Raw genomic sequence first — 23928 nt, 5'->3', positions numbered from 1 at the left:
TAGTTCGTTTATAACTGATCAGTATCTTAATGACATAAACATATAGAGGAGAATATTAATGTCAAACTTCCCTTGCAAACAACCAGTATTGGTGACCTGCGGGCTGCCGTACGCCAACGGCTCCTGTCACATCGGCCACCTCAGGACGTATATACCGGCTGACATGTTCGTGAGGACCTTAAGGAAGATGGGCCAGGATACGGTTTTCGTTTGCGGTTCTGACACTCATGGCACCCCTATCGTGGTCAATGCGGAGGAACAGAAGATCACGCCGGCTGAACTGGTTAAAAAATATCACGTTCATTTCGATGAGATATTTAAAAAGATGGGTATAAATTTCAACAGGTATGGCAGCACCGACGATATTACCAACCATGAAAGGACCCGTTCCATCGTCCTTGACCTGGAGGAGAACGGCTACGTCTATCCTAAAAACATCAGCATAGCATACTGCCCCAAATGTGCCAGAGGGCTGCCTGACCGCTACGTCGAAGGCATATGCCCGTACTGCGGCCAGACCGCCAGGGGCGACGAATGCGATATCGGCTGCCAGCGCCATCTGGAGCCCGGAGAGATCAAGGATCCGAAATGCAGGGTATGCGGCTCAAATGCAGAAATGAGGACACAGGAGCATTTCTTCTTTAAGTTATCCGAGTTCGGGCAGTTCCTGACGGAGTATCTTGATACGCTGCACGCGACACCCAATGCAGTAAACTATGCGAAGGAATGGGCGAAAGACCTTAAAGACTGGTGCATAACCAGGAACCTTGAATGGGGTGTCAAATACCCCGGGCATGATGAGCTTGTCGTATACGTGTGGGTGGATGCTCCGATAGGGTATATCGCCTTCACCGAGGAATATATGAGATCGGCGGGCAGGAACTGGGAGGAGATCTGGAAAGGCGACTCCCGTATCATACATTTCATAGGCGGGGACATAATCTACCACCACTGCATATTCTGGCCCGCGATGCTAAAGGGGGCGAACTACACTCTTCCGTGGGGTGTTGTCGCTTCGGGAATGATCAAGGTCAACGATAAAAAATTCTCTAAGAGCAGAGGCTACATAGTATGGGTCCAGGACGACTATCTCGCACACGGTTTCCATCCCGACCTTCTCAGGTACTATATCCTTAGCTACACGTCCCATACCAAAGACATAAACTTCTCCTGGAAAGAGTTCCAGATGAAGGTCAATAAAGAGCTTGTAGGAAGCTTCGGCAATTTCGTGAACAGGGTGCTCACGTTCATCGAGTCTAAGAACGTCGACATCAAGGGAGAGATAGAGCCGGGCGTCATGGACGCTATAAAGATCGCAGCGGATGTGACAAAGTCAGAGCTGGATAACTACGAGTTCAAGAAGATCTGCGACTCGATAATCACTCTGGCGGACTTTGGAAATACCTATTTCCAGAGCCATGAGCCCTGGAAACTCATAAAAGAGGATCCCGCGGCTTGCGAGGCAGTACTGTATAACTGTATGCAGATAGTAAAGGCACTGGCTATACTTGCAGAGCCGACCATACCTGAAAAGGCAGAAGAGATATGGACGATGATCGGCTATGAGAAAGGCTCGCTGGTCAACGCTACGATCGACGATGCTTTAGTTCCGTATGATGCCGGCTTAAAGAGAGGCAAGCCTGCCATTCTGTTCTCAAAACTGGAGGATAAAAAGATAGCGGAGATGGAAAAAATACTCGAGGACAGGGTCAGGGCGGCGGACGCGAAAGGCGCAGGCAAGAAGGCCGAAGAGGAGCAGAAGCCGGAGATCATAACCATCGACGATTTCGCGAAGATGGACCTTAGAGTGGGTAAGATATTAGCGAGCGAGCGTGTCAAGGGAAGCAAAAAGCTCTTGAAGAACATGGTCGACCTCGGTGAGCCTCAGCCCCGCCAGATACTGTCGGGAATAGCAGAACAGTACACGCCGGAAGAGATGGTCGGCAAGACCGTGATAGTCATCGCCAACCTGAAGCCTGCAAAGATCATGGGCATTGAATCGAATGGCATGATACTCGCGGCTGATTCCCATGGCGCGACTCTGCTTGTGCCGGAGAAGTCTTCAGAGCCGGGCGCTAAAGTAAGGTAAAATGTTGGGCATCTCTTGATGCCTTTATTTTTTATTATAGTCTCATTTTCCACTTTTCTATCAAAAGAGCAGGTCATAGAAAATGCAGTGAAAAATGAAAAAGCGGTACAGGACATCATTAAAGAGTCAATCACCCGGATACCTGAGATCAGCTCCTGCAGGTGCCAGAGCGCGCTCTGCGGTGCCATAGCCACGAGCCCTGATGCGATACCCGTTGAGACCAGGCGAAAACTATCAGATATATTAGATAAATATCATTAAATTCCTTAGAACATGTCATAGTGTAAACGCTGAATATTTGCATAAGCGGGGGAAGTATCACGACAGCTGAGATAGATACAAAGACCGACACGACGCTTTATATCATGGAGCGTCATGATAAGAGTGCCCGTATCACCTGTACGATCGGCAAGGTCACGATATATCTCAGGAAGGATGTCGAAAGGGACACCCTCGCAAGCATCCTTTTATCATTTTCAAAGGTCGATTCGACACTTTTCTATGAGTATGAGACTATCTGCCCTTACTCAGACATTAACCGCTACCGGATGGATGATTATGTCGTGGTCTCCTATTCAAAATCCGATGAGGGCTATAAGACGATATTCAATGTGCCTTTCTCCAGGAAAAAAGCACTGAGAAGGCTTGCGATAAGCATCATCGAGAAACTGAAGGCCGCCGACACTGACCTTTCCCTGCTGTGGGACGGTAACGAGCCAAAGATAAACCAGCTGTTTGAAGAGTTAAGCGCATGCAATAGCTGGCGGCTTCAGGTGATAGAGGCTAACAAGGAAAACTAACGGTCTATTTTAGAAGCGTTACGGGAAAATAATTTACAATAGATTATAAATGTGCGTCTATTTTATTCGTTTGTCCTGCAGGGTGTTTTTATGGAAAAGCTATTTAAAGGAGTTCTTCAAATAATTGCACAACCATCGACGCACCCTAAACGATTAGAGGCCGTAATATGCAAGATTTGACCGTTAAAGCACCTCAAGACCCCAAGTATATTGATAATAAATCATTAGATTCTAACCGGATAATGCATGCGACTATTAATGTACTGGCCGATCATCTCAGGAATATGTCCGAGTCCATCGATGATGAGACCATGGATGAATTTGCGAACCTTTTAAACTCCGCCAATCGTATTTTTGTAATGGGGGCCGGGAGAAGCGGCCTTGTAGCAAAGTCCTTTGCCATGAGATTGATGCATATCGGGTACCAGGTATATGTCGTAGGCGAGATCATAACCCCTGCTGTATCGGCAGGCGATGTCGTGATCGCGATATCCGGCTCAGGTAACACCCGTACAATATCCGAGTTCGGAGAGATATGTAAGAAGCTAAATGTAAAGGTCATAACGGTAACGTCTAACAGGGAGTCCGTGCTCGGAAGGATGTCAGACCTTGTCGTATTGGTCGACTCAAACTCCAGGCGCACTAATGAGACGGAGTATATGGAAAGGCAGCTAAGCGGCGACCATAAATCCCTCACTCCGCTGGGGACCGTTTTCGAGCTCACGACAGCAGTATTCTTAGACAGTTTCATAGCAAAGCTGATGATCGTCAAGGGCGTTGACGAATCTCATCTAAAGATGAGACACACTGTTCTTGAATGAGCATCTTCTATTCATCTTTTTTACATATATTTTTGAGCAATTGATACAGAATCTATAAATTGTCGATTTATTATAATCCAAATTTAATCGATAAATGCTGTTATCGTCGATATAATTAATGATTACTTATATATCCATACCAAATATACACTAAATCATGGAATTAAATAAAAATTTGGAAATAATTTTTATCGTTCCATTCTCAATAACATCATTTAGGATATTCCCGGCACCCCTGAGGGCCATATGCTTTAAGTATGTTTTTTCGGATATTCAAAAATTTCTGGCAACGGTCAATGGATGCGCCCATGACCGGGTTTAGCCGATACCGCATGGTCTCATGAAACAACGTCCCAAAAACATGTATTACGTGTCCTTTGCCTGTCCGGGGATACTAAGCCGGGTGAAAAACACGAACACGATAAAATGATACGGGTGGTATGTTGGAATGAAAAAATGGAAGCTTACGGCATCTCTTATCGCATTGATGCTCATTTTACCGGGCGCATGCATCGCATATGAACAGATAACGGCTCCTGCGTATAATGAAAATTCCATAGTCTTTATCGAGCATTTAAACCATACCCGGGGTAAGCTTATCAGCGGTGATTATCCCCGCCAGGCTCTTGAAGGTTCCATATATCATTATGATGCCGGGAATCGGTCATTGACGGGAAATATAGGGTTATCGGATAAAGGCTCTTTAAAAGCATTACTCGGTGTCGGGGAAAATATGGTCCAGGATGCCGGCTACGGAGTTTCGAACATGATCTTCGGGGTATATTCGACACCTGAAAAGTTCGGGGACCTCATAGTGGAAGATATCATGGATAACGGTACGATCAAGCTGAATTATGGCGGCTCTTCTATAGTGCTGGCTCCGGGGGAGCGATGGGAAAAAATATCTTCGGAGATACTTGAATGTCCCGATTACCGGATCAGGATGATAAGTTCTGATTCCATAAGGAATAACGGCATTATTCCTATCTCAAATATTAAAACGATTTGATGAAAAAAACTGTATCAAATAACTAATTTCAAAATTGTAAGTCCATAATAGACAATATCACATAAAAATGTTCCCTGTCACCCTATCATATGCATAAGGCGCTATTTTTACTCCCTGGCTTATTTGCCTCAATTATTGTAAAGTAAATGAAGCAATTGGCGCAGAGATCTTCCTGACAGAAAATGTCAGGGTCATGAGGACAGAACTCACCTTTGTACGACATGATTTGGTTCCTTATAGCTCCTCAGGAATTAATACCATTTTTTAACATATATATTCTTTCCATGTCATGAAGGAGCTTTACACTATAAATCCAGTATTTAAAGATAAAAATGAACGGCTTGCCTAATAACGGAAAATGATTTTTATCATAATGATTTTAGCGATTTTTGAGTTACTTATAGAATTATTAGTGGTCGCTTAGAAGGATGCAGAGCGCCTCAAAAGTTTTATGTGAATACGGTCCTTTTAAAAGTACGGATGAAAAATGTTATCGTGATCGGCGGAGGCATAACCGGCGCCGGAATAGCCAGGGACCTTACCTTAAGAGGCATGAGCGTTACTCTCATAGAAAAGCATTCACCTGCGGCGTCCGCCACAGGAAGATGCCACGGCCTGCTTCATTCCGGGGCAAGATATGCCGTAAAGGACGCCGGCTCTGCCAGAGAATGCGCTGAGGAGAACCTTGTCCTGAAAGACATCGCTTCGGAATGTATCGAAGATACCGGAGGCCTTTTTTTAGCGATAACAGAAGATGATGCCGCATACGGGGATGTTCTTATCCCATCGTGTAAAATATCGGGAATACCTGTAGAGGAGATATCCCCGTCAGATTCCCCTAACTCTGCCGCCATACGATGTATCCGGACCAATGACGCTAGAATTGATCCGTTCCTTCTGACACTAGCGAACATGTACGACGCATACAAGAACGGGGCTGAGATCATCATCGGTAAGAGCGTCATCAATATCGATGAAAGCTCAGTGATCCTGGACGACGGGAGCAGGATAACCGGCGAGATCGTAGTTAATGCTACCGGCCATGAATGTGAGAGGCTGCTGAGGTCTTCAGGTCGTAAAACGTTACCTGTACAGCCAAATAAGGGAACCTTACTCGTTACCGAGAGAAGAGTCAGCGATATTATCCTGAACCGGATGAGGCCGCCGACTAACGGCGATATTATTGTCCCATGCCATACGACGTCCTTGATAGGCACAACATCTTCAAACTCGATAAGCACAGTACCGACGAGGGACGAGTTTAAGGAATTGATACGAGAAGCTTCGATGCTTCTGCCTTCAGTGAAGTATGCCCGAGTCATCAGAGCTTTTTCGGGTATCAGGCCTCTGCTCGGCAGCGGTGACGGCAGGAGCCTTTCGAGAGACTATCAAATACTGGAGGACGGCGGGTCGATCACGGTCGCCGGCGGAAAATTGACCACTTACAGGCTTGTCGCGGAGAAGGTCTCGGACCTGGCGATGCGGCTTCTCGGAGCCAGCGGAAAATGCAGCACAAAAACGCCGTTGCCTGACGTTTTTAAGAAGGATCCACCGACAAAGATCATTTGTAACTGCGAGAGCGCTGTCGATCGACTCATACCTATGGACTTTTTAAACGGCGTAGATATCTCTAAATATAATCGCGTCGGGTTCGGAGCATGTCAGGGTATGAGGTGTTTACATAACTCCCCGGCAGGCATTAGTTTCCTGCAGGAAAGGTGGAAAGGGGTCAAGCCTGTGATCAGTGAAGGCCAGTTCCAGCAGGCATACTTATCCTGGGCCTCATATATGTCCAGGCTGGGACGCATCTAATATCGTTAAGCTTTAAATCCATTGATAAGATACATCTTATTATGAAAAACTCTCTGAAAGTGATAGTTATCGCTTTTATTGGAATTATTATATTGATAATGGCGTTTCAGTTCGTCTCATATGGATGGGAGTCCGTCACTCCTAATGCCGTAGTATACACTTCGGATAATAAGCCTGTTAAAATAAGCCTGGAAGTTGCCGACACTCACGAGAAAAGGATGGAAGGGCTGATGAATCGTACTTACCTGGATAGCGATTCCGGGATGATATTCGTTTTTGACTATCCTGCAAAGCACGCCTTCTGGATGAAAAACACCTTGATCCCGCTTGATATGATCTATATTAACGATGACGGGACCGTTGTAGATATAAAATATAAGGCAGTACCCTTTGATACTACACCGCTGGAGCCATGTGATGAATGTATATGTGTGATAGAGGTCAATGGCGGTTTTTGCGAGGAACACGGGATAAAGATAGGGGATAAAGTGAAACTAATCCTTGACTGATCTTTTTAATCCATACCTTTTATTTCAAAATATTAACGATTCTCATGATCGTCGAATATTACATTACAGAAAATTTATTTAATTTCCTACCTTTTTATAGACAATGATCCATCTTACCTTCGATAAGGGCACAATTCTCATAAAGGGGAGTATCAAGGTCCCTAACTCATTCTGGGACAAAAGGGTGGAAGCGTACCGTGCCCAGGCCCTGTACTACAGGGATATTAAAACATACCTGGACGCATCCGGTTTTTCATATAAGGACGATGTCCTCGACCCGGTGCCCTGCCCGGAGCTCAGGATGAATACGGTCCTTCGCGATTATCAGGATAATGCTATCGCAGCATGGCTGAGGGCTGAAAAATGGGGTGCCCTGGTATTACCGACAGGCTCCGGAAAGACCCTTATTGCATTAAAAGCGGTCTCCATATCAAATCCTGCTATAATCATAGTGCCGACGCTGGATCTACTAGACCAGTGGAAGGCGAAGATCGAGGATGAGTTCGGCATCGAGGCAGGAACTTATTGCGGCGATGAGCATAAGCTGGGCCCTGTAACGGTCGCGACTTATGATACGGCATATATCCGGGCATCAGAGCTCGGGAACAGGTTCAGGCTTATCGTTTTTGACGAAGCGCATCATTTACCTTCGCCGGGATATTCCAGTATAGCCGAGATGTTCGCATGTCCCGCGCGGATGGGGCTGACGGCCACCTATGAAAGGCCTGATGGTCTTCACAAAGAGCTTTCCAGGCTGATAGGCGGTAAGATTTTCGAGATTAGCGTGGAGAGCATGGAGGGCGTCCACCTCGCGAACTTTGACCTGAAGCGTATCCATGTAAAATTACTCCCCGATGAAGAGGAACAATACCGCACGAACTATGACGCTTACAGGAAATACCTGAGCGATAATAATATCATACTCAGGACTCCCCGGGATTTTGAGAGACTTGTCATGAGAAGCGGAAGGGACAGGGCCGCTAGAGATGCCATCCTGGCCAGGCACAGGGCAAGGCTTACTGCTTTAAATTCCTCGTCCAAACTTAAGACCCTGTCGGAAATACTCAGTAAGCATTCGGGCCCGGATGACAGGGTGCTGATATTCACGGAACATAATGACCTGGTCTATCGCATTTCTCGGGAGTTCCTTATACCTTTCATCACCTATACCACACGAAAGGATGAAAGGACAGCTAACCTGTCAAAGTTCCGGACCGGGGAATATCGGGTTCTCGTAACGTCAAAAGTGCTTGACGAGGGCGTCGACGTTCCTGACGCTAATGTAGGCGTCATCCTGAGCGGAAGCGGCAGTAAGAGGGAGTTCATACAGAGGCTAGGACGTATACTGCGGAAAAAGGGCGATAAAAAAGCCGTCCTGTATGAGATAATATCGAAAAGCACGATGGAAGAAGGCTCTTCAAGAAGAAGAAACGAGGCGGTGGATAAATAATGCTGCCGTCGGAACTTTTAAAGACAAAGGTATGGAGAGGCGAAATATCCCCTATCTTCATCGAGCCCTCGGAAGAGTACCTTGAGCTTGCCGGTGATATGATCGGCATCTTCAAAGACAGCACGGGAAAGAAGCTGGGCGAATTGAAGGATATTCTTGAGGAAATGGAGGACCAGGGATTCGACTACCGGCTTGTACGAGGCCTTGTCGCGCTGCTGGAAAGAAGATGCGAGCTTGTCGTGGAAAGCTCTCTGGACCCCGTAGAGATACGCCAGACCGTCTTCAGAGTAGCAGCCAGGCAATTCCCTGTGATATCAGATGCACAGAGGTCATCGGCCATAAAAGAAGCTGCAGGAATACTGGAAATGACTGAAAAGGAAGTCGAAGCGTCCATGTATGCCGATCTCGAGAACGAGCTTCTTCTGAAACAGTTCACGCCTTTGACTCCTGCAGAGTTGGTATACAGGTATAATCTTTCCATAGCTCAGACATTATTGTTTAAAGCCGTAGATCTCAGATTCACAGCATCAGGGAACCATCAAGACATATTACGCAACGTTAAAAGACTTGGCCTGATGTATGATGCGAGATATCTGGACGGCCGTGTTGAAATATCCCTAGACGGCCCTGTATCCGCCCTGAAAATGACGGAACGATATGGGACCTCTTTAGCAAGGCTGCTGCCGTTTATTGTGATGGCTCCGGGATGGGAGATGGAAGCTTCCATCGTTAGAAAGGACTATTCCGGAGAGCCCCGCATATATCATTTCCGCATGTCAGAAAAAGGCTGCCGACACCTTTTCGGTGACCTGATGTATCAGGAGGATATTAGTTTTGACAGTGAGCCAGAAGAGCGGTTTTATGAATCGTTCGTCAACGCCGGCACCGGCTGGAGCATAATAAGAGAACCCGAGCCTTTGATAACGGGAAAACGTCTTTACATACCCGACTTTTTACTTGAGAAGGACGGAATCAAAGTATACATAGAGATAGCCGGCTTTTGGACAGCGGATTATCTCAGGAAAAAATCCGAAAAACTCCATGAGATAAAGGATAAGAACCTGATAGTCCTAGTAAATTCAAAGATGGCATGCGATGCTCTAAAAGATATCATCGGGGACGTCATATTCTTTGATAAAAAGATACCGTTAAAACAAATTTTGGACCGGCTAAAAGAGTTTGATGATGTGCTGATAAGAAAGGGGCTGGAAAAAATTGCGGGCATGGAATTAACTCTTACAGGTGATGTCATCTCTGTCGCAGTTATTGCAGAAAGGGAACATATCCCCTCGGACTCGATCAGGATATATGCGGAGAGCCCCGGGATTAACGGATATGTGATCGCCGGCGATGAGCTCGTCAGTAAAGTGTTGATTAAAGGACTGGAAACGTCCCTTAAAAACACAATGCCGTATCATGAAGCTGTAAAGACCATCAACTCAAAAGGCATATCTGCTGCCGATCCTGTATTAAAGCTGCTTGGTTATACTGTAAAGTGGAGCGGCCTTGATCCTGAAAGCGCAGTGATAAATAAAAAGTGATACGGAAAAACGCTCATAATTTGAAACGACCTGGCTTATTAAGGTCCGTTTTATCTCATGATGATCTATGTTAGTTTCTCCCTGACCAGGTCATAGAATTTGTCGCCAAACTTTACGAAAATGGCTGGCGACTCACATTTCGTAAAAGTCAGTACGTCGTTTTTCGTGATATTTGCGGTGTACTGCCCGTCGATGACCACCATAGACTCCTTTTCTTCCCTTAACAGCTCCAGCCTTATCTCGCTGGATGCGGGCACTACCCACGGCCTTGCCGAGAGCTTGTACGGCGCGAGCGGCACGATTATGAAAGCGTTGACACGGGGATCGACTATCGGCCCTCCCGCGCTCATGGCATAGGCAGTAGAGCCCGTCGGCGTAGCTATGACAACACCATCGGCGCGAATATCTTCCATAAGCTTATCATCAATATATATCCTGAACCTCGATATCTTTGCCGGCCTGGAGGTTATGATGACCGCCTCGTTCATCGCGCTCGGAAGCTCGAACTCGTTCAGCTTTACGGCAAGTCTTGACCTTTCCACGATCTCAAAGTTCTCGATAATGTCATCGATCATGTAAAAAGCGCTTTCCGGGTCAACCACTGTTAAGAACCCTACCTCGCCCATATTTATCCCGAGTATCGGTGTCGGCTTCGGGAGTAGCTGTAAAGTTCTCAATATCGTGCCATCGCCGCCGAAAATAAGGATAAGGTCAGCATACATTTCATCGACCTCGGTGACATCCTTTATGCCTGTCATTGCGGCAGTCACCGGATCGACAAATATCTTTACCTTAAATGATAAGTGCTTGACGAAGGACGAAATGATGTTCTTCGGGTCCTTAACATCAAGCCTTGTGATAATGCCGACCGAATTCGCTTTCATGAAAGTAACCTTGATTTAGTGCTGGTAAATATTTTGCGCTTATGGGCTATATTCTCTTTGCGGTTTAACATTTGGATTGAGGTATTTATGATTAAAGCTCCCTTATCGATCAAAGGACGAACTCTATATTTCTCCGCTTTTTAAGTATTTAATGGATATCCAGTTATTTGCTACATTTGCGATAAAAGTATAATAAGACGCTAAACTTATTTCTTTATGGGCTTACTTATCGATACTTGCATTAAATATTTATACGGGATTGTGTTAATAGTTAGCCTAGCCGGCTTTGTCTACTGTTATTAAAAGAGTGGTCAAGGCCTTTGAAATTGGATATTAGATCTATTCAATGCTTATTAATGTTAATAAATCACGGAGGAAATTTCAATGAAGCAGCAATCAGAATTGGGTAGCGTTAAGGAAGGAAAGTACTTACTGATCGATGAAGAACCATGTGTCGCAGTGTCGGTCCAGCACTCCAAGCCCGGAAAGCACGGTGCAGCAAAGGCAAGAGTTGATGCAGTCGGCATATTCGACGGATCCAAGAGGTCCATTGTCCAGCCGGTCAGCGCAAGGATATATGTGCCGGTCGTAGAGAGAAAGTCCGCACAGGTACTTTCCATATCGGGCGACGTAGCCCAGCTCATGGATACTTCTGATTTCTCGACCTTCGAGCTTCCAATACCAGAGGACTTAAAGGACAAGGTCGTCCAGGGTGAGGAGATACAGTACATCTCCAGCATGGGCAAGATGAAGATCCAGATGAGATGATCCTGCAGGGATAAAAAACTATGAACCTTAATCTTTTCGCCGAGGCGAACGAGTCATTTGACGAAGCGGAGTTCGTGATCTACGGCGTGCCCTACGACAGGACCTCATCCTTCAGGATGGGTTCAAGATGGGCGCCGATGACTATGCGGAAAGTATCTTACAACTTCGAGACATATAACCAGGACCTTGACGTCGATCTGGATGACGTCCCCATACACGATATGGGCGACTGTGATACCTATGTCAACGTGGATGAGACTCTCGAGGTCGTGTACGAGCGCGCTTCGGAGATAGTGAAAGCGGGCAAAATACCCATCATGATGGGCGGAGAGCACTCGCTTACCTATCCTTGCGTTAAAGCCTACAATGAAAAGATAGGGTTCGTCGTAATGGATGCCCACTGTGACCTGAGGCCGGAATATGGCGGCGTCAAGCACAGCCATGCCTGCGTATCGCGGCATGTGATCGAGGACCTGGCCGATAAATATGTCTCGATAGGCATAAGGAGCGGCCCGAAGGAAGAATGGGACTATATCAGACAGAATGACTCCATTAAAGTATTCACCGCGAACCAGGTAGATTCCATGGGCATAGATTCGATCCTTGAGGAAGCCGATAGCTATCTGGCTGGCTGTGACAGGATCTATCTTTCACTTGATATGGATGCCATCGACCCGGCATATGCTCCTGGTCTGGGGACGCCTGAGCCTTTCGGCATGACGCCGAGGCAGGTCAGGACCGTCATCAGGCACTTCGCACCGAGAACTGTGGGCTTTGATGTCGTGGAGATATCGCCGGAATATGATAGCGGCGACGTGACATCCGTCCTTGGCGCAAAGCTGATCAGGGAATTCATAGCGGCGAAATGGAAGTCGATGCAGCAGGCTAAAAATATATAAGCTATTTTTGTCCGCTTCAAGTAGGGGGTACAGGAAATGAGCCAGGTAATATCCCGGCTCTCCAATATTCCATCTGCTTTTCACGTTTGTCAACCCGGTGCAGTGTCCCGTATGATGGTTAAAACATTTATTGTCGTGTAGTATGTTAATGGTCGGGCAGGTAGCGTATCATATCGATGTGCAGCGTATTACTTCACATTAATATTCGACAATGATCGTACGCACAAGTGAGCTACTGGATACACAGCTTAGAATTCATAGTCGTATAAACGTGATCAGCATAATGACCCGGCATGTATGATAAAATTATGTCCCGGTATTGGTCCTATTGCTCGTTCTCTGGCAAAAATTATATATGCTAGGCCACATATTAAACTACATCTTCGCCACGTATTGAACTGTAAATTCATCACTATACAGAGATATTAAAAAATTTAAGATTATTAGAGGGTTATTATGGCTAAAATGCATACTCGCAGAAAGGGAAGGGCAAAATCAACAAAGCCTGTAAGGAAAGCCTCTCCCGCATGGTTAACAATGAAGAAGGAAGAAGTAGAGAAGTTAGTTACGGGCATGGCGTCCCAGAACGTTCCGACCAGCGTGATCGGCATAACTTTAAGGGACAAGTATGGCGTTCCTGACATAAAGCAGGTCACAGGCAAGAAAGTATCAAAGATCCTGAAGGAAAACAACGTCGGACCCAAGTTACCGGAAGACCTGACGAACCTCATAAAGAAGGCTATCGGCCTGCACAAGCACCTTGCCGAGAACCACCACGATCTTCACAACAAGAGAGCTTTACAGCTTACCGAGTCTAAGATAAGAAGGCTCGTAAAATACTACCACGCATCCGGTGTATTACCGATGGACTGGGTATACTCCCCGGCAACCGCAGAGATCCTTATATCGAGATAAGGCTTCAAACGGGATCGCGATGTCAAAGCTCGCTGAACTTTCCGGTATCGCGAAACCTGCAGCGGAAAAGATCAAAGAACATAAATTCATACGAGTTGTGTCCCATCACGATGCTGATGGGATCACAGCTTGTGGAATTATATGTCAGGCCTTACAGCGCCTTAACATTAATTTTCAAGCGACCATTATCAGCAACCTTGACCATTCTATCATCGATAAGCTCGATCCGTCAGAGCCCGTCATTTTTTGTGACATGGGTTCCGGGCATCCCGATATTGTAAATATGTTCGATGCCGTGATCCTTGACCATCACGTCCCTCATGGCGAGCATAAGAACATTCAGGTAAATCCTCACATGCTGGGACTGGACGGTGCGATAGAGGTATCCGCTTCCGGCGTCACCTATTCTCTGGCAAGGATACTCGGGGACAACGTAGACCTGGCAGGACTTGCGATATCCGGCGCCATAGGCGATAAGCAAAAGATGATCGGTCCCAACAAGGACATTCTAGACGAAGCGATCAAAAGCGGCGTGATCTCAGTAGAAAAAGGCTTAAAGCTGGGCAGAGGGGACCTTGATAAAGTCCTTGAATATTCCATAGATCCTTATTTTGATTTTTCGGGAAGTCACAAAGATACCGTGAAATTTTTAAGCGAACTGCAACTATCCGGAAAGATTGAGACGCTCAACGGTGAAGACCTTAAGCGTCTCAGCAGCGCGCTATCCCAAATGCTGCTTAAAAGATCCCCGCCGGATTCTTTAGAGGCGTTGTTCGGGGACGTTTATCTCCTGAACAAGGAACTCATTAAAGATATTTACGATTTTACTAATACGGTTAATTCATGCGGCAAAATGGATGAGCCTGCACTGGGGCTGTCGATATGCCTGAGAGACGAGTCCGCTATGGCCCAAGCAGAGTCAAAGAGGTTTGACTATTCCCGGCAGATCCTGGATGCCCTTAGCGACGCAATAGGCCGTATAAAAGATATGGGCTCTCTACGTTACATCGATATAGAAAGCAGCGATGTCACCGGTGCCATAGCCTCGACGGTTATCCGCTATGTAATGACGGATAAGCCTGTCATAGTCCTTAACCGGGAGAATGGAAAGATCAAAATATCGGCAAGAGGCACTGCAGAGCTAATAAGGAACGGCCTGGACCTTTCAGTCGCGGTCCGCGAGGGCGCAAAAGCCGTTGGAGGCAACGGCGGCGGCCATAACATTGCGTCCGGCGCTTCAATACCCGCCGGCCAGGAACTGGAGTTCCTTAACGCTGTCAACAGGATTGTGAGGGGGCAGTTAAGTGGTAAAGTGTAGGGCGTATATGGTCATCGAGACCGATAACGCGGAACTCACTTCCCGCGCCATCAGCGTGGACAACCTGGAAAATATCAAGACAGTGCCTGAAAAAGGCAGAGTCATCACCACTGTTAGTTCTGACAGTCTGGGTTCAATGCTAACGACGCTGGATGATCTTCTTGTTAACTTAAAAGTAGTTGATGATGTTCTCTGCGGCCGTGAAGATGTACTGCCGTCAGAAGACTAAGTTCATTGTAAAGCGCTCTATGGGCTCGAAGGTCCACTATTTTTCACCACGAAATCTTTGATGAGCGGGGTATTGCTCAGGTTTTAAGAATGAAAGAACGTGTCGTACTTACCCGGTCTTTAAGATGAAGTTTTTTATGGTTGTGCCTGTCGGATGGCAGGTAGACACGTAATTTCACAGAAACACGGAAACACAAAAATTTTTTATATGATATTTTAAGAGCTCAAAAAGCACCAAAAATGCTCACCAAATCACAAAGGCTCTAGTATCACCGTCAATGCTCTAACACCTCTAACGCTCGGCTCAACGCACCAACCTCTCTAAGTCACCAACGCTAAAACAAGACCCGAAGATTCTCCAAGGGCACGAAAATTTAATTGCACGGTTGACGCTTACATGATCGATATAATCCTTGATGGGATCAGGGATACACAAACCGGGATATTAAATTTTAGTGCCTTGGAGAATCTTCGGGTCTTGTTTTAGCGTTAGTGGATTAGAGCACTTCGAGCATTAAGCCGTGCATTTGAGACTTTAGCGCGTTGACGGTGATACTAGAGCCTTTGTGATTTGGTGAGCATTTTTTGTGATTTAGAGATCTTAAAAGATCATATAAAAAAATTTGTGTTTCCGTGTTTCTGTGAGGTTACGTGTCTACCTGCCATCCGACAGGAACAACGCCAGAACTCAATCACAGAACAGATGTAATATGTCCATTTTAAAAGAAACCATCTAAAAGTTTTTCATGGGAGCGCTCTATGGGCTCGAGGGTACTCAAAGGACTTTTTAGAAGATTAACATATACTTAAAAAATTTGTGGTCCTTATTCGCCTTTGCGCCCTTCGTGGTGGAAACTGGTGTACCTTGTTCGCCTTCGTGCGCTTTATGGTACATGGCGATAGAACATCCAGTTAAAAAAGAATGAAAGGGACCGTAATGTACGGTCACTGTTTTTTGATCTCTGTCGCCCCGCCCATGTACGGCCTTAAAACCTCCGGGATCTCGACGCTACCATCCTCGCGCTGGTAGTTCTCCAGGATGGCGACGACAGTCCTTCCTACGGCGAGGCCTGAGCCGTTAAGCGTATGGACGAACTCGGGCCCTTCAGGCGTCCTGTACCTGATGTTGGCGCGGCGCGCCTGGTAGCTTTCAAAGTTAGAGCAGGACGATATCTCCCTGTATTTTTCCTGCGCGGGCACCCATACTTCAATATCATATGTCTTTGCGGCCGAGAAGCCAAGATCCCCGGTACAAAGGCTGATGACCCTGTACGGGAGCTTTAAAAGCTGTAATATTTCTTCCGCGTCCGCTGTGAGCTTCTCATGCTCGTCATAGGACGTTTCAGGCCTGACGAATTTGACAAGCTCGACCTTGTTGAACTGGTGCTGGCGGATGATGCCGCGCGTATCCTGGCCATGCTTTCCGGCTTCGCGGCGGAAACAGGCTGTGTAAGCTGTCATGTATACCGGCAGGTTTTCCATGTACTCGTCCATGAAAAGGTTAGTTACGGGCACTTCGGCTGTAGGGGCCAGGAAATATCCGTCCGTACATGCATACATATCTTCTTTGAACTTCGGAAGCTGTCCCGTGCCTGTCATAGCCTTTTCGTTCATCAGGACCGGGGGGAATACCTCCGTATATCCCTGCCTTATATGTACGTCCAGCATGAAGTTAATGAGAGCTCGCTCGAGCCTCGCTCCCATGCCCTTATAAACGGTGAACCCTTCGCCCGATATCTTCGCGGCACGCTGGAAATCAAGTATGTCGAGGTTTTCCCCTATATCCCAGTGCTGCTTCGGGGTGAAATCAAACTTTGTCGGCTCTCCTGCCACCCTGATGACAGGATTATCATTTTCGTCTTTGCCTATTGGGGTAGTCGCGCTCGGAATGTTGGGGATATTCAAAAGCTTATCCTGTATCCCGGATTCGAGGGATCTCCTCTTCTCATCTATCTCCTTTATCCTGTCGGAGATGACGCGCATCTCCTCTATGTGGGACGTCGCGTCCTTTTTCTCTTTTTTCAGGCTCGCTATGACCTGTGTGACCTGGTTTCTCTGATACTTTAGCTTATCGCCCTCGACCAGCAGCTCTCTCCATGCCTTATCGTCATCCAGGAGGCTGTCGAGGAGCTCTGTGCCCATGTTCCTGTTTATCAGGGCCTGTCTTACGACATCCGGGTTGTTTCGAACGTACTTTAGCTCCAACATTTATAAGACCAAAGTATCGTGTATTTTAGTCGATATATATCTTTTTATTTATGTGCGCTTTTTTCGTGTTCAGCACAGGAATGACCGGCATATGATAAAATAGTGAATTACCGGTATTTTAGACCGGGTTACAAAGCGATGATCTCTGTCTCCGGTTTTTCCATTATGCACATTTTCACTGCCTGGAGGAACTCCGATATTGAAAATGGCTTCTGGATTATACACGATCCGGAAAGTTCCGGGGGCAGGTCTTTATTGTATATGTAGTCAGAGGTCGCGAATAATATTTTTGTCTTGCATCCCCCATATCTCAGGATCTCGTCAGCTGCAGAAATACCGTCAATGCCGGGCATGTTGACATCCATTATGATAAGGTCGGGCTTTACCTTCATTTCCCTGTATAGCTTTATCGCGTCATCGCCTCTATGCGCAATGCCTGCTATCGTATACCCGCCCATCATGACGAGCACGCGTTTGTAAAGGCTTACCAGTTCGATATTGTCATCTACCAGTAAAATGCTTCTCATCCCTATCCATCCCCTTATTATGTTAATATAAGCGCTTGGTATTTATATACATTACTTATATAGTTTATAAAAATTTTCGTATGATTATTATATATTTGAAATTTGTAAATGATAAGCAGATGGCACCGTGTCGATCCTATGATCTGCCAATAATGGAATTAAGCTACAAGTATGGCATATTCGCAATTTTTAAATCCGGATTATTTCCGTTTTAAAACATTGTATCCGTTATGTACACAAAAATCAAATAACGTCCTGTTATTTCATACCGCATGATTAATCTTAAGTACGAAAAATGCGTAAATGTGACAAACTTCATATGACTTAATGTGATACTGATGGCATCCGGAAAAAAACGAGTGACAGGCATATCTGCAGAGACATTGAATTTGATACTTGAGGTGAGCCGGTCCACACACCCGAACGAGTTCGCCGGATTATTGAGGGCTACAAAAGGTGTAATATCGGATGTCATTCTGGTGCCCGGGACCACTTCGAACGATACGTCCGCCAGGATGCTGCTCGACATGATGCCGCTGGACCTGTCCATAGTAGGCTCGGTCCACAGCCACCCGGTGCACGATCTGAGGTATTCGAGCGCGGACCTTAACATGTTCGGGTGCAAAGGGCCTTATAACATAATAGTCGCATATCCATATACAGAAAAAGACTGGGTATGCTATGACCCGTCAGGTAAGATCATCGAGCTGCAGGTAGTCGATGAAGAGCAGGAGAGTGCGTAGTCTGAAAAAGGTCGTGGCGACCGGGACGTTCGACATATTACACCCGGGCCATGTGTTATATCTCAGTGAGGCTAAACGGCTTGGAGACGTACTATACGTAATAGTCGCCAGGGATAGCACGATAAAGCATAAGCGCAAGCCAATGATACCGGAGGAGCAAAGGCTGTTCATGGTCAGGTCGTTAAAATGCGTGGATTGCGCGATCCTGGGCAGCGATGAAGATATGTTCAAACCCATACGCGAGATCGACCCGGACATCATAGCACTGGGATTCAACCAGCACTGGGATAAGGAAGAGCTGCAAAAAAAGCTTAAGGAACAGGGTATTCGTGCTGAGGTCGTCAGGATCGACAGGTCTGACCCGTCGCCTTACGCGTCCAGCAGGCATATCCGGCAAAAGATACGCGAAAGCGACCCATAACATTCATTATATTTTCTAATATTATATGTATTATCTGGAGGATACATGTTAAGAGTAGGCATTATTGGCGGCACCGGGTATACGGGCGGCGAACTGTTGAGGCTTCTCTCTCTTCACCCGAAGGCAGAGATCGTGGTCGTGACATCGAGGAAACAGGCAGGCAAGCCGATCGATACGGCGCACCCTAACCTTAAGGGCCTTGTCGACCTCTGTTTCGAGGATGTAAACCCTTCACAGATCGCCGAAAAGTGTGATGTGGTATTTACGGCAGTGCCTCACGGGGCCGCGATGGCAGTCGTCCCCGAACTATTGGGAGGCGGAACAAGAGTAATTGACCTCAGCGCCGATTACAGGCTGCCCGTGGAAATATTTGAAAAAGTCTACGGGAAAAAGCATGAGGACCCGAGAGAGAACATGTACGGGCTCCCTGAGATACATCCCGAAGTGCGCGATGCCATGCTTGTAGGTAATCCCGGATGCTTCCCGACCGGTGCGATACTTGCGGCAGCCCCGCTGGTGGCTGCAGGTGTCGTGGAAAGGGCCGTCTTCGACTCCAAGACCGGCATATCAGGCGCGGGACAGGACCCCTCCCCGGTGACACATTATCCCAACGTTGCCGAGAACGTGAATCCTTATAATCTGACCAGGCACAGGCACAGGGCGGAGATCGAACAGGAACTAAAGGCGTTCGACGAAAGCGTAAAGACCAGCTTCACCCCGCACATAGTGCCTTCTACGAGAGGAATACTGACCACGGCCCATATATTCGTGAACCAGGAGCTGACCTCTGATGAAGTATCGGCTATCTACGAAGAGTTCTATAATGGCAAGTATTTCGTACGGATGAACAAGCCGTCACTGGCAGCGGTCAGGGGTTCGAACTTCTGCGATATCGCTTTCGAGATCGACCAGGGGACGGACAGGATAGTGGTCGTATCCGCGATCGACAATATGGTAAAAGGCGCGTCCGGCCAGGCCATACAGAACATGAATATCATGTTCGGGCTTGACGAGAGGACGGGGCTATGGACAGGCGGATTATCGCCTTAAGGAGATCAGGATCATGAAAATTGAAGAAGTGATGACAAAAGAAGTTGTGACATGCTCCCCATCCGACTCTATAGAGAAAGTCATTAAACTGATGGGAGAACAGAACGTTAGCGGCTTACCTGTTGTAGAAGAAGGAAAGGTCGTAGGTATTATCACGGAGGGAGACATATTAAAGCTCCTTTCCGTCCCTGAACACTCCAGCACATTATGGCTTCCAAGCCCGCTCGAGGTGATCCTTGAGATACCGTTCAGGGATCTGATGCAGCTGAGAGAGTTGCAAAAATCCTATAACGATATCGGCGAAAAGCCGATAAGCAACATCATGAGCAGGAACGTAAGGTCGATATCGCCGGATAAGGACATCGAGGATGCGGCCTCGCTGATGATGAGGTATAACATTAACAGGCTGCCCGTGGTCAAAGACGGGAAGCTCGTGGGGATCGTCGCGCGCGAAGACATAATACACGGACTCGGAGGAACTGTCGAGGAATGAAAGCTATCGAAGGGGGCATCTGCGCCGTCAAAGGCGTTAAAGCGTACGGTACAAAGGAAGGAAAAATGGGACTTGCTATAATGCTTGCGAAAGGCCCCGCAGCAGCAGTCTTCACAAGGAACAAGGTTAAAGCGGCACCTGTCGTAGTTTCCGGGGAGCACCTGAAGGAATGCGGGCAGATGTTCAACGGGATCATAGCAAATAGCGGTAACGCTAACGCTTTCACTCATGAGCAGGGAATAAAGGACGCTATCTCAATGGCAAATCTGCTTGCCGATAAGCTAAAAGTGGACCCGCACACTATAGGCGTATCCTCTACCGGTGTCATCGGCAGGCCGATGAACATGAAGTGGTATACTGACCATTTCGAGGAAGTCTTCAAGAACCTCGGTAATACGCCGGAATGCAGCGAAAAGGCAAACCGTGCCATTATGACGACCGATCTTGTGCCGAAGAGCTATGCAGTTGAGCTCGAAGGCGGTATCAGGATCGGAGGCATCGCCAAAGGTTCCGGAATGATCGAGCCCAATATGGGGACAATGCTCTCGTTCATTTTTACCGACGCGAAATTATCCCACGACGAGCTTCAGGAACGCTTGAAGATCGCCGTCGATAAAAGCTATAACATGATAGTCGTGGATGGCGATACCAGCACGAACGATAACGTGTTCATTATCGCTACGGGAGAGTCCGGCAGGCCGGATATGAGCAAGTTCCAGGAAGGCCTGGAAAAGGTATGTATGGAACTGGCGAAAAAGATAGCCCGCGACGGTGAAGGCGCCACCAAGCTGATCGAAGTGACGGTCGAGGGCGCAAAGAGCGTTGAAGACGCGAGAAAGGCTGCAAAGGCAGTCGTCCGCTCGCCATTGTTCAAGAGCGCGGTGTACGGTAAAGACCCGAACTGGGGCAGGGCAGTATGCGCGGTAGGATATTCTTCATGCGATGTAGATCCCCGGAAGGTCACGCTGGAGTTCTCAAACGGTAAAGATTCGATCAAGCTGGTAGACGCCGGCATCCCGAAGAGCGATGAGGCGACCCTGGCTAAAGCAAAGGAGATAATGGGCTTCGATCCGCTGTATGTCAAAGTGAGCCTGGAGCTTGGCGACGCAAAGGCTACGGCATGGGGCTGTGACCTCACGCACGAGTACGTTAACATAAACGCGTCCTATACAACATAAAGTGATGATAAAATGAGATTTCAGTCATTGAAAGGTTTCAGGGATTTCTATCCGGAAGACATGGCGGCGCGCCGTATAGTGTTCGATAAGATACTGGACACCGTTAAGCGTTACGGCTTCAGGGAGGTCGACGCGCCGAGCGTCGAGTCTCTCGACCTTTTCCGGATAAAGAGCGGCGATGAGATACTCGGACAGACATTTAACTTTAAGGATAAGGGCGACCGCGACATCACTCTTATACCCGAGCTCACTCCCACAGTCGCACGCATGGTCGTCGACAGGGAAAAAACGCTGAGAAGGCCTATAAAGTGGTACTCTATGCCCAAGCTGTGGCGATATGAGGAGCCGCAGTCAGGCAGGCTGAGAGAGTTCTACCAGCTTAACGTGGATATATTCGGCGTAAGCGGTCCCGAGGCAGACTCGGAGGTCATTGCATCGGGCATCGACATAATGCTCTCGCTCGGGCTTGAAGGCGAGTTCGTGTTCAAGATCAGCGACAGGAGGCTTATGCAGGGTGTCCTTGAGGCTCTTAACGTACAGAACGCGCCCGCGATATTTTCCGCTATAGATAAAAGGGGCAAGGTCTCTCATGACGAGTTCAAGAAAATGTTGTATGACGCGGGAATGAACGATATCCAAATGGGCCATCTTATATCGATACTGGATACTAAGGGCCCTCTTGCGGAGGCTCTACCGAAGCTTAAGCCGTTGCTGGCGAGAAACCCGCTTGTCATGGAAGGCTACGAGAACCTTGAAAAGATCCTTGACCTTATGAAAATGTATCGTATGGAGTACTATTGCGAACTTGACCCGTCCATCATCCGCGGTCTTGCATATTACACCGGCACAGTTTTCGAGTGCTTTGACACTAAAGGCGAGCTTCGCGCCATTTTCGGCGGAGGAAGATACGATAAGATCATAGGGCTTTTCGGCGGGGCGGACATGTGCGCCGTAGGCTTCGGCATGGGCGATGCCGTCCTTGAAATATTGATGAGGCGTGCAAACGTGTGGCCCCATGAGAAGATCATGACCGATTACTATGTCCTTACGACATCCCCTGACTACAGGGAGGTCGGCATATTCCTGGCTCAGTCCCTCAGGGAGAAAGACTGTGTCGTAGAGACCGATATGCTTGGCAGGAATTTTAGCAACCAGATGAAGTATGCGAACAGCATCGGCGCTAAAAAAGTCCTTATACTCGGCGAAAAAGAAATGGCCGGCGGTAAGGTCTCCATAAAGGATATGACCACCGGGGAGCAGGAGACCAAAGAGATAATAACGTTCCTGGAAAGCTTATGAAGGCCAATCAGGTCTTCTTTTTTTATTTTGAATGAATTTTTAAGTCAGGTATTACTTGTAGAGTTTATAAAACTTAATTATCCGATCCTTAAAGTAATTCAATACATGCGAGTTCATCATTATCAACCACATCACAAAGGCGAATAAGGATTACCAGTTTCCACCACGAAGCGCACGAAGGCGAGTAAGGTACACTAGACTGTTAACCACGAAGCGCACGAAGGCGAACAAGGAACACAAATTTTTTTTATAATATACTAATTTTCTAAAAGAAGTTCTTTGTGTTCCTTGTTTGCCTTTGTGCGCTTTGTGGTTAGCAGTTTAGTGTTCCTTGTTTGCCTTCGTGCGCTTAGTGGTTGAAAAAACCGTGTCCTTTGTTGCCTTTGTGTAAAAAAGATGATATTCGGGACCTAATACTCAATCATTTTAATCTTCTATTTTCCGGCGATGTCGCATTTATCTTCCGCGTGCAGGTGCTCGTATGTCGCCTCGCAGAAAGGACAATAGTCGGGTTTTTCATCGATCCCGAACTTTTTCCCGCAGGTATCGCATGTGAACACACATTTAGCGGGGGTCTCCACATAATCGATGACAGGGGTAGTTTTTGTATACTTGTCAGGGCCCAGGCTGCATACGTCTTTTTTGAATATTATAGAGTTAATATAATCGATCTGCTGTAATGTAGTATACTTATTATTATACTTTTTTTGTCCGCAAATCGGGCATATAAGCTCTTCGACGTTCAGGTCTTCCGACTTGATCTTAAAGTAAGCCTTGCAAGCCCTGTTGGGGCATTCCCGGCCGACCATGCCCTGTGGGTCAGTCTTTAAAGTATACTTAACCGCGTCAGTCATACCTATACCTGTATTAAAGACTCTTATCCGTATCACTTTTAAACTTTTGCCCCGATGAATGAACCTGGTAATGAGCAAAAATGTCAACCATAAAAATTTTAAATTTAGAATA

General features: G+C 47.0%; 25 protein-coding genes. 21 read left to right on the top strand and 4 right to left on the bottom strand.

Annotated features, from left to right (window positions below; genetic code table 11):
• The first annotated feature begins 58 nt into the window (after positions 1 to 58).
• From metG to CUJ83_RS10950, 10 genes are all read left to right on the top strand, one after another.
• Positions 59 to 2089, top strand: a complete 2031-nt coding sequence (gene metG, locus CUJ83_RS10995; protein WP_230742364.1) for a methionine--tRNA ligase — start codon at positions 59 to 61, stop codon at positions 2087 to 2089.
• An 18-nt stretch (positions 2090 to 2107) separates the two neighbouring features.
• Positions 2108 to 2350, top strand: a complete 243-nt coding sequence (locus tag CUJ83_RS10990; RefSeq protein ID WP_230742363.1) for a hypothetical protein — start codon at positions 2108 to 2110, stop codon at positions 2348 to 2350.
• 104 nt (positions 2351 to 2454) lie between these two features.
• Positions 2455 to 2889 (top strand): hypothetical protein, encoded by a 435-nt coding sequence (locus tag CUJ83_RS10985; RefSeq protein WP_230742362.1) that lies wholly within the window; start codon positions 2455 to 2457, stop codon positions 2887 to 2889.
• Between the two features lie 242 nt (positions 2890 to 3131).
• Positions 3132 to 3710, top strand: a complete 579-nt coding sequence (gene hxlB / locus CUJ83_RS10980) for a 6-phospho-3-hexuloisomerase (RefSeq protein WP_230742361.1) — start codon at positions 3132 to 3134, stop codon at positions 3708 to 3710.
• A 157-nt stretch (positions 3711 to 3867) separates the two neighbouring features.
• Positions 3868 to 4032 (top strand): hypothetical protein, encoded by a 165-nt coding sequence (locus CUJ83_RS10975; protein ID WP_230742360.1) that lies wholly within the window; start codon positions 3868 to 3870, stop codon positions 4030 to 4032.
• A gap of 126 nt (positions 4033 to 4158) precedes the next feature.
• Entirely contained in the window at positions 4159 to 4719 is a 561-nt protein-coding gene (locus CUJ83_RS10970; protein WP_230742359.1) for a hypothetical protein, read from the top strand.
• Between the two features lie 480 nt (positions 4720 to 5199).
• The gene (locus CUJ83_RS10965) at positions 5200 to 6531 is read left to right on the top strand and encodes an FAD-dependent oxidoreductase (RefSeq protein ID WP_230742358.1); all 1332 of its coding nucleotides are present in this window, start codon (positions 5200 to 5202) and stop codon (positions 6529 to 6531) included.
• Between the two features lie 41 nt (positions 6532 to 6572).
• A complete protein-coding gene (locus CUJ83_RS10960; protein WP_230742357.1) occupies positions 6573 to 7040 on the top strand; it encodes a DUF192 domain-containing protein in 468 nt (155 codons plus the stop codon).
• A gap of 103 nt (positions 7041 to 7143) precedes the next feature.
• Complete coding sequence (locus CUJ83_RS10955; protein ID WP_230742356.1) at positions 7144 to 8490, top strand: DEAD/DEAH box helicase family protein; 1347 nt, start codon at positions 7144 to 7146, stop codon at positions 8488 to 8490.
• The gene (locus tag CUJ83_RS10950) at positions 8490 to 10031 is read left to right on the top strand and encodes a DUF790 family protein (protein ID WP_230742355.1); all 1542 of its coding nucleotides are present in this window, start codon (positions 8490 to 8492) and stop codon (positions 10029 to 10031) included. Before CUJ83_RS10955 ends, CUJ83_RS10950 begins: the two co-directional genes overlap by 1 nt.
• Before the next feature lie 65 nt (positions 10032 to 10096).
• Here CUJ83_RS10950 and CUJ83_RS10945 read toward each other — a convergent pair whose 3' ends face one another.
• The gene (locus CUJ83_RS10945; RefSeq protein WP_230742354.1) at positions 10097 to 10915 is read right to left on the bottom strand and encodes an NAD(+)/NADH kinase; all 819 of its coding nucleotides are present in this window, start codon (positions 10913 to 10915) and stop codon (positions 10097 to 10099) included.
• Between the two features lie 384 nt (positions 10916 to 11299).
• On the opposite strand from CUJ83_RS10945, the gene CUJ83_RS10940 reads away from it, so the two are divergent.
• The 5 genes from CUJ83_RS10940 (at position 11300) to CUJ83_RS10920 (ending at position 15044) form a co-directional block, all read left to right on the top strand.
• Positions 11300 to 11683 (top strand): translation initiation factor IF-5A, encoded by a 384-nt coding sequence (locus CUJ83_RS10940; RefSeq protein ID WP_230742353.1) that lies wholly within the window; start codon positions 11300 to 11302, stop codon positions 11681 to 11683.
• A gap of 20 nt (positions 11684 to 11703) precedes the next feature.
• Positions 11704 to 12582 (top strand): agmatinase, encoded by an 879-nt coding sequence (gene speB, locus CUJ83_RS10935; RefSeq protein WP_230742352.1) that lies wholly within the window; start codon positions 11704 to 11706, stop codon positions 12580 to 12582.
• A 456-nt stretch (positions 12583 to 13038) separates the two neighbouring features.
• On the top strand, positions 13039 to 13497 hold the full coding sequence (locus tag CUJ83_RS10930) for a 30S ribosomal protein S15 (protein ID WP_369424183.1): 459 nt from the start codon (positions 13039 to 13041) through the stop codon (positions 13495 to 13497).
• A gap of 19 nt (positions 13498 to 13516) precedes the next feature.
• Positions 13517 to 14815 carry a RecJ family nuclease gene (gene recJ / locus CUJ83_RS10925; RefSeq protein WP_230742350.1) on the top strand — a complete coding sequence of 433 codons (1299 nt, stop codon included), beginning with the start codon at positions 13517 to 13519 and terminating at the stop codon, positions 14813 to 14815.
• Positions 14802 to 15044 carry a KEOPS complex subunit Pcc1 gene (locus tag CUJ83_RS10920; RefSeq protein ID WP_230742349.1) on the top strand — a complete coding sequence of 81 codons (243 nt, stop codon included), beginning with the start codon at positions 14802 to 14804 and terminating at the stop codon, positions 15042 to 15044. The genes recJ and CUJ83_RS10920 overlap by 14 nt, the downstream gene beginning before the upstream one ends.
• 944 nt (positions 15045 to 15988) lie before the next feature.
• Here CUJ83_RS10920 and serS read toward each other — a convergent pair.
• Entirely contained in the window at positions 15989 to 17251 is a 1263-nt protein-coding gene (gene serS, locus CUJ83_RS10915) for a serine--tRNA ligase (RefSeq protein ID WP_230742348.1), read from the bottom strand.
• A 128-nt stretch (positions 17252 to 17379) separates the two neighbouring features.
• The gene (locus CUJ83_RS10910; protein ID WP_230742347.1) at positions 17380 to 17778 is read right to left on the bottom strand and encodes a response regulator transcription factor; all 399 of its coding nucleotides are present in this window, start codon (positions 17776 to 17778) and stop codon (positions 17380 to 17382) included.
• 338 nt (positions 17779 to 18116) lie between these two features.
• Between CUJ83_RS10910 and CUJ83_RS10905 the strand changes: the two genes are divergently transcribed.
• From CUJ83_RS10905 to hisS, 6 genes are read left to right on the top strand one after another with little or no spacing between them, the layout of a single operon-like run.
• The gene (locus CUJ83_RS10905; protein WP_230742346.1) at positions 18117 to 18521 is read left to right on the top strand and encodes a Mov34/MPN/PAD-1 family protein; all 405 of its coding nucleotides are present in this window, start codon (positions 18117 to 18119) and stop codon (positions 18519 to 18521) included.
• 1 nt (position 18522) lies between these two features.
• Entirely contained in the window at positions 18523 to 18942 is a 420-nt protein-coding gene (locus CUJ83_RS10900) for an FAD synthase family protein (protein WP_369424231.1), read from the top strand.
• Positions 18943 to 18987: 45 nt separating this feature from the next.
• On the top strand, positions 18988 to 19992 hold the full coding sequence (gene argC / locus CUJ83_RS10895) for an N-acetyl-gamma-glutamyl-phosphate reductase (RefSeq protein ID WP_230742344.1): 1005 nt from the start codon (positions 18988 to 18990) through the stop codon (positions 19990 to 19992).
• A gap of 13 nt (positions 19993 to 20005) precedes the next feature.
• The gene (locus CUJ83_RS10890; protein WP_230742343.1) at positions 20006 to 20485 is read left to right on the top strand and encodes a CBS domain-containing protein; all 480 of its coding nucleotides are present in this window, start codon (positions 20006 to 20008) and stop codon (positions 20483 to 20485) included.
• Positions 20482 to 21663 (top strand): bifunctional ornithine acetyltransferase/N-acetylglutamate synthase, encoded by a 1182-nt coding sequence (argJ, locus tag CUJ83_RS10885; protein WP_230742342.1) that lies wholly within the window; start codon positions 20482 to 20484, stop codon positions 21661 to 21663. Before CUJ83_RS10890 ends, argJ begins: the two co-directional genes overlap by 4 nt.
• Before the next feature lie 12 nt (positions 21664 to 21675).
• Positions 21676 to 22962: a histidine--tRNA ligase gene (hisS, locus tag CUJ83_RS10880; protein ID WP_230742341.1), complete on the top strand. Its 1287-nt coding sequence runs from the start codon at positions 21676 to 21678 to the stop codon at positions 22960 to 22962.
• A gap of 434 nt (positions 22963 to 23396) precedes the next feature.
• Here hisS and CUJ83_RS10875 read toward each other — a convergent pair whose 3' ends face one another.
• Complete coding sequence (locus CUJ83_RS10875; RefSeq protein WP_230742340.1) at positions 23397 to 23816, bottom strand: hypothetical protein; 420 nt, start codon at positions 23814 to 23816, stop codon at positions 23397 to 23399.
• Between the last annotated feature and the right edge of the window lie 112 nt (positions 23817 to 23928).

The organism is Methanooceanicella nereidis, assembly GCF_021023085.1.
GTDB lineage: Archaea > Halobacteriota > Methanocellia > Methanocellales > Methanocellaceae > Methanooceanicella > Methanooceanicella nereidis.
This window is presented reverse-complemented; position numbering and strand designations above follow the sequence as displayed.

What these genes read in the sequence shown, in the direction of transcription:
- metG (WP_230742364.1), top strand. Translation starts at nt 59, where the DNA reads ATGTCAAACTTCCCTTGCAAACAACCAGTATTGGTGACCTGCGGGCTG.
- CUJ83_RS10990 (WP_230742363.1), top strand. Translation starts at nt 2,108, where the DNA reads ATGCCTTTATTTTTTATTATAGTCTCATTTTCCACTTTTCTATCAAAA.
- CUJ83_RS10985 (WP_230742362.1), top strand. Translation starts at nt 2,455, where the DNA reads ATGGAGCGTCATGATAAGAGTGCCCGTATCACCTGTACGATCGGCAAG.
- hxlB (WP_230742361.1), top strand. Translation starts at nt 3,132, where the DNA reads ATGCATGCGACTATTAATGTACTGGCCGATCATCTCAGGAATATGTCC.
- CUJ83_RS10975 (WP_230742360.1), top strand. Translation starts at nt 3,868, where the DNA reads ATGGAATTAAATAAAAATTTGGAAATAATTTTTATCGTTCCATTCTCA.
- CUJ83_RS10970 (WP_230742359.1), top strand. Translation starts at nt 4,159, where the DNA reads ATGAAAAAATGGAAGCTTACGGCATCTCTTATCGCATTGATGCTCATT.
- CUJ83_RS10965 (WP_230742358.1), top strand. Translation starts at nt 5,200, where the DNA reads ATGAAAAATGTTATCGTGATCGGCGGAGGCATAACCGGCGCCGGAATA.
- CUJ83_RS10960 (WP_230742357.1), top strand. Translation starts at nt 6,573, where the DNA reads ATGAAAAACTCTCTGAAAGTGATAGTTATCGCTTTTATTGGAATTATT.
- CUJ83_RS10955 (WP_230742356.1), top strand. Translation starts at nt 7,144, where the DNA reads ATGATCCATCTTACCTTCGATAAGGGCACAATTCTCATAAAGGGGAGT.
- CUJ83_RS10950 (WP_230742355.1), top strand. Translation starts at nt 8,490, where the DNA reads ATGCTGCCGTCGGAACTTTTAAAGACAAAGGTATGGAGAGGCGAAATA.
- CUJ83_RS10945 (WP_230742354.1), bottom strand. Translation starts at nt 10,915, where the DNA reads ATGAAAGCGAATTCGGTCGGCATTATCACAAGGCTTGATGTTAAGGAC.
- CUJ83_RS10940 (WP_230742353.1), top strand. Translation starts at nt 11,300, where the DNA reads ATGAAGCAGCAATCAGAATTGGGTAGCGTTAAGGAAGGAAAGTACTTA.
- speB (WP_230742352.1), top strand. Translation starts at nt 11,704, where the DNA reads ATGAACCTTAATCTTTTCGCCGAGGCGAACGAGTCATTTGACGAAGCG.
- CUJ83_RS10930 (WP_369424183.1), top strand. Translation starts at nt 13,039, where the DNA reads ATGGCTAAAATGCATACTCGCAGAAAGGGAAGGGCAAAATCAACAAAG.
- recJ (WP_230742350.1), top strand. Translation starts at nt 13,517, where the DNA reads ATGTCAAAGCTCGCTGAACTTTCCGGTATCGCGAAACCTGCAGCGGAA.
- serS (WP_230742348.1), bottom strand. Translation starts at nt 17,251, where the DNA reads ATGTTGGAGCTAAAGTACGTTCGAAACAACCCGGATGTCGTAAGACAG.
- CUJ83_RS10910 (WP_230742347.1), bottom strand. Translation starts at nt 17,778, where the DNA reads ATGAGAAGCATTTTACTGGTAGATGACAATATCGAACTGGTAAGCCTT.
- CUJ83_RS10905 (WP_230742346.1), top strand. Translation starts at nt 18,117, where the DNA reads ATGGCATCCGGAAAAAAACGAGTGACAGGCATATCTGCAGAGACATTG.
- argC (WP_230742344.1), top strand. Translation starts at nt 18,988, where the DNA reads ATGTTAAGAGTAGGCATTATTGGCGGCACCGGGTATACGGGCGGCGAA.
- CUJ83_RS10890 (WP_230742343.1), top strand. Translation starts at nt 20,006, where the DNA reads ATGAAAATTGAAGAAGTGATGACAAAAGAAGTTGTGACATGCTCCCCA.
- argJ (WP_230742342.1), top strand. Translation starts at nt 20,482, where the DNA reads ATGAAAGCTATCGAAGGGGGCATCTGCGCCGTCAAAGGCGTTAAAGCG.
- hisS (WP_230742341.1), top strand. Translation starts at nt 21,676, where the DNA reads ATGAGATTTCAGTCATTGAAAGGTTTCAGGGATTTCTATCCGGAAGAC.
- CUJ83_RS10875 (WP_230742340.1), bottom strand. Translation starts at nt 23,816, where the DNA reads ATGACTGACGCGGTTAAGTATACTTTAAAGACTGACCCACAGGGCATG.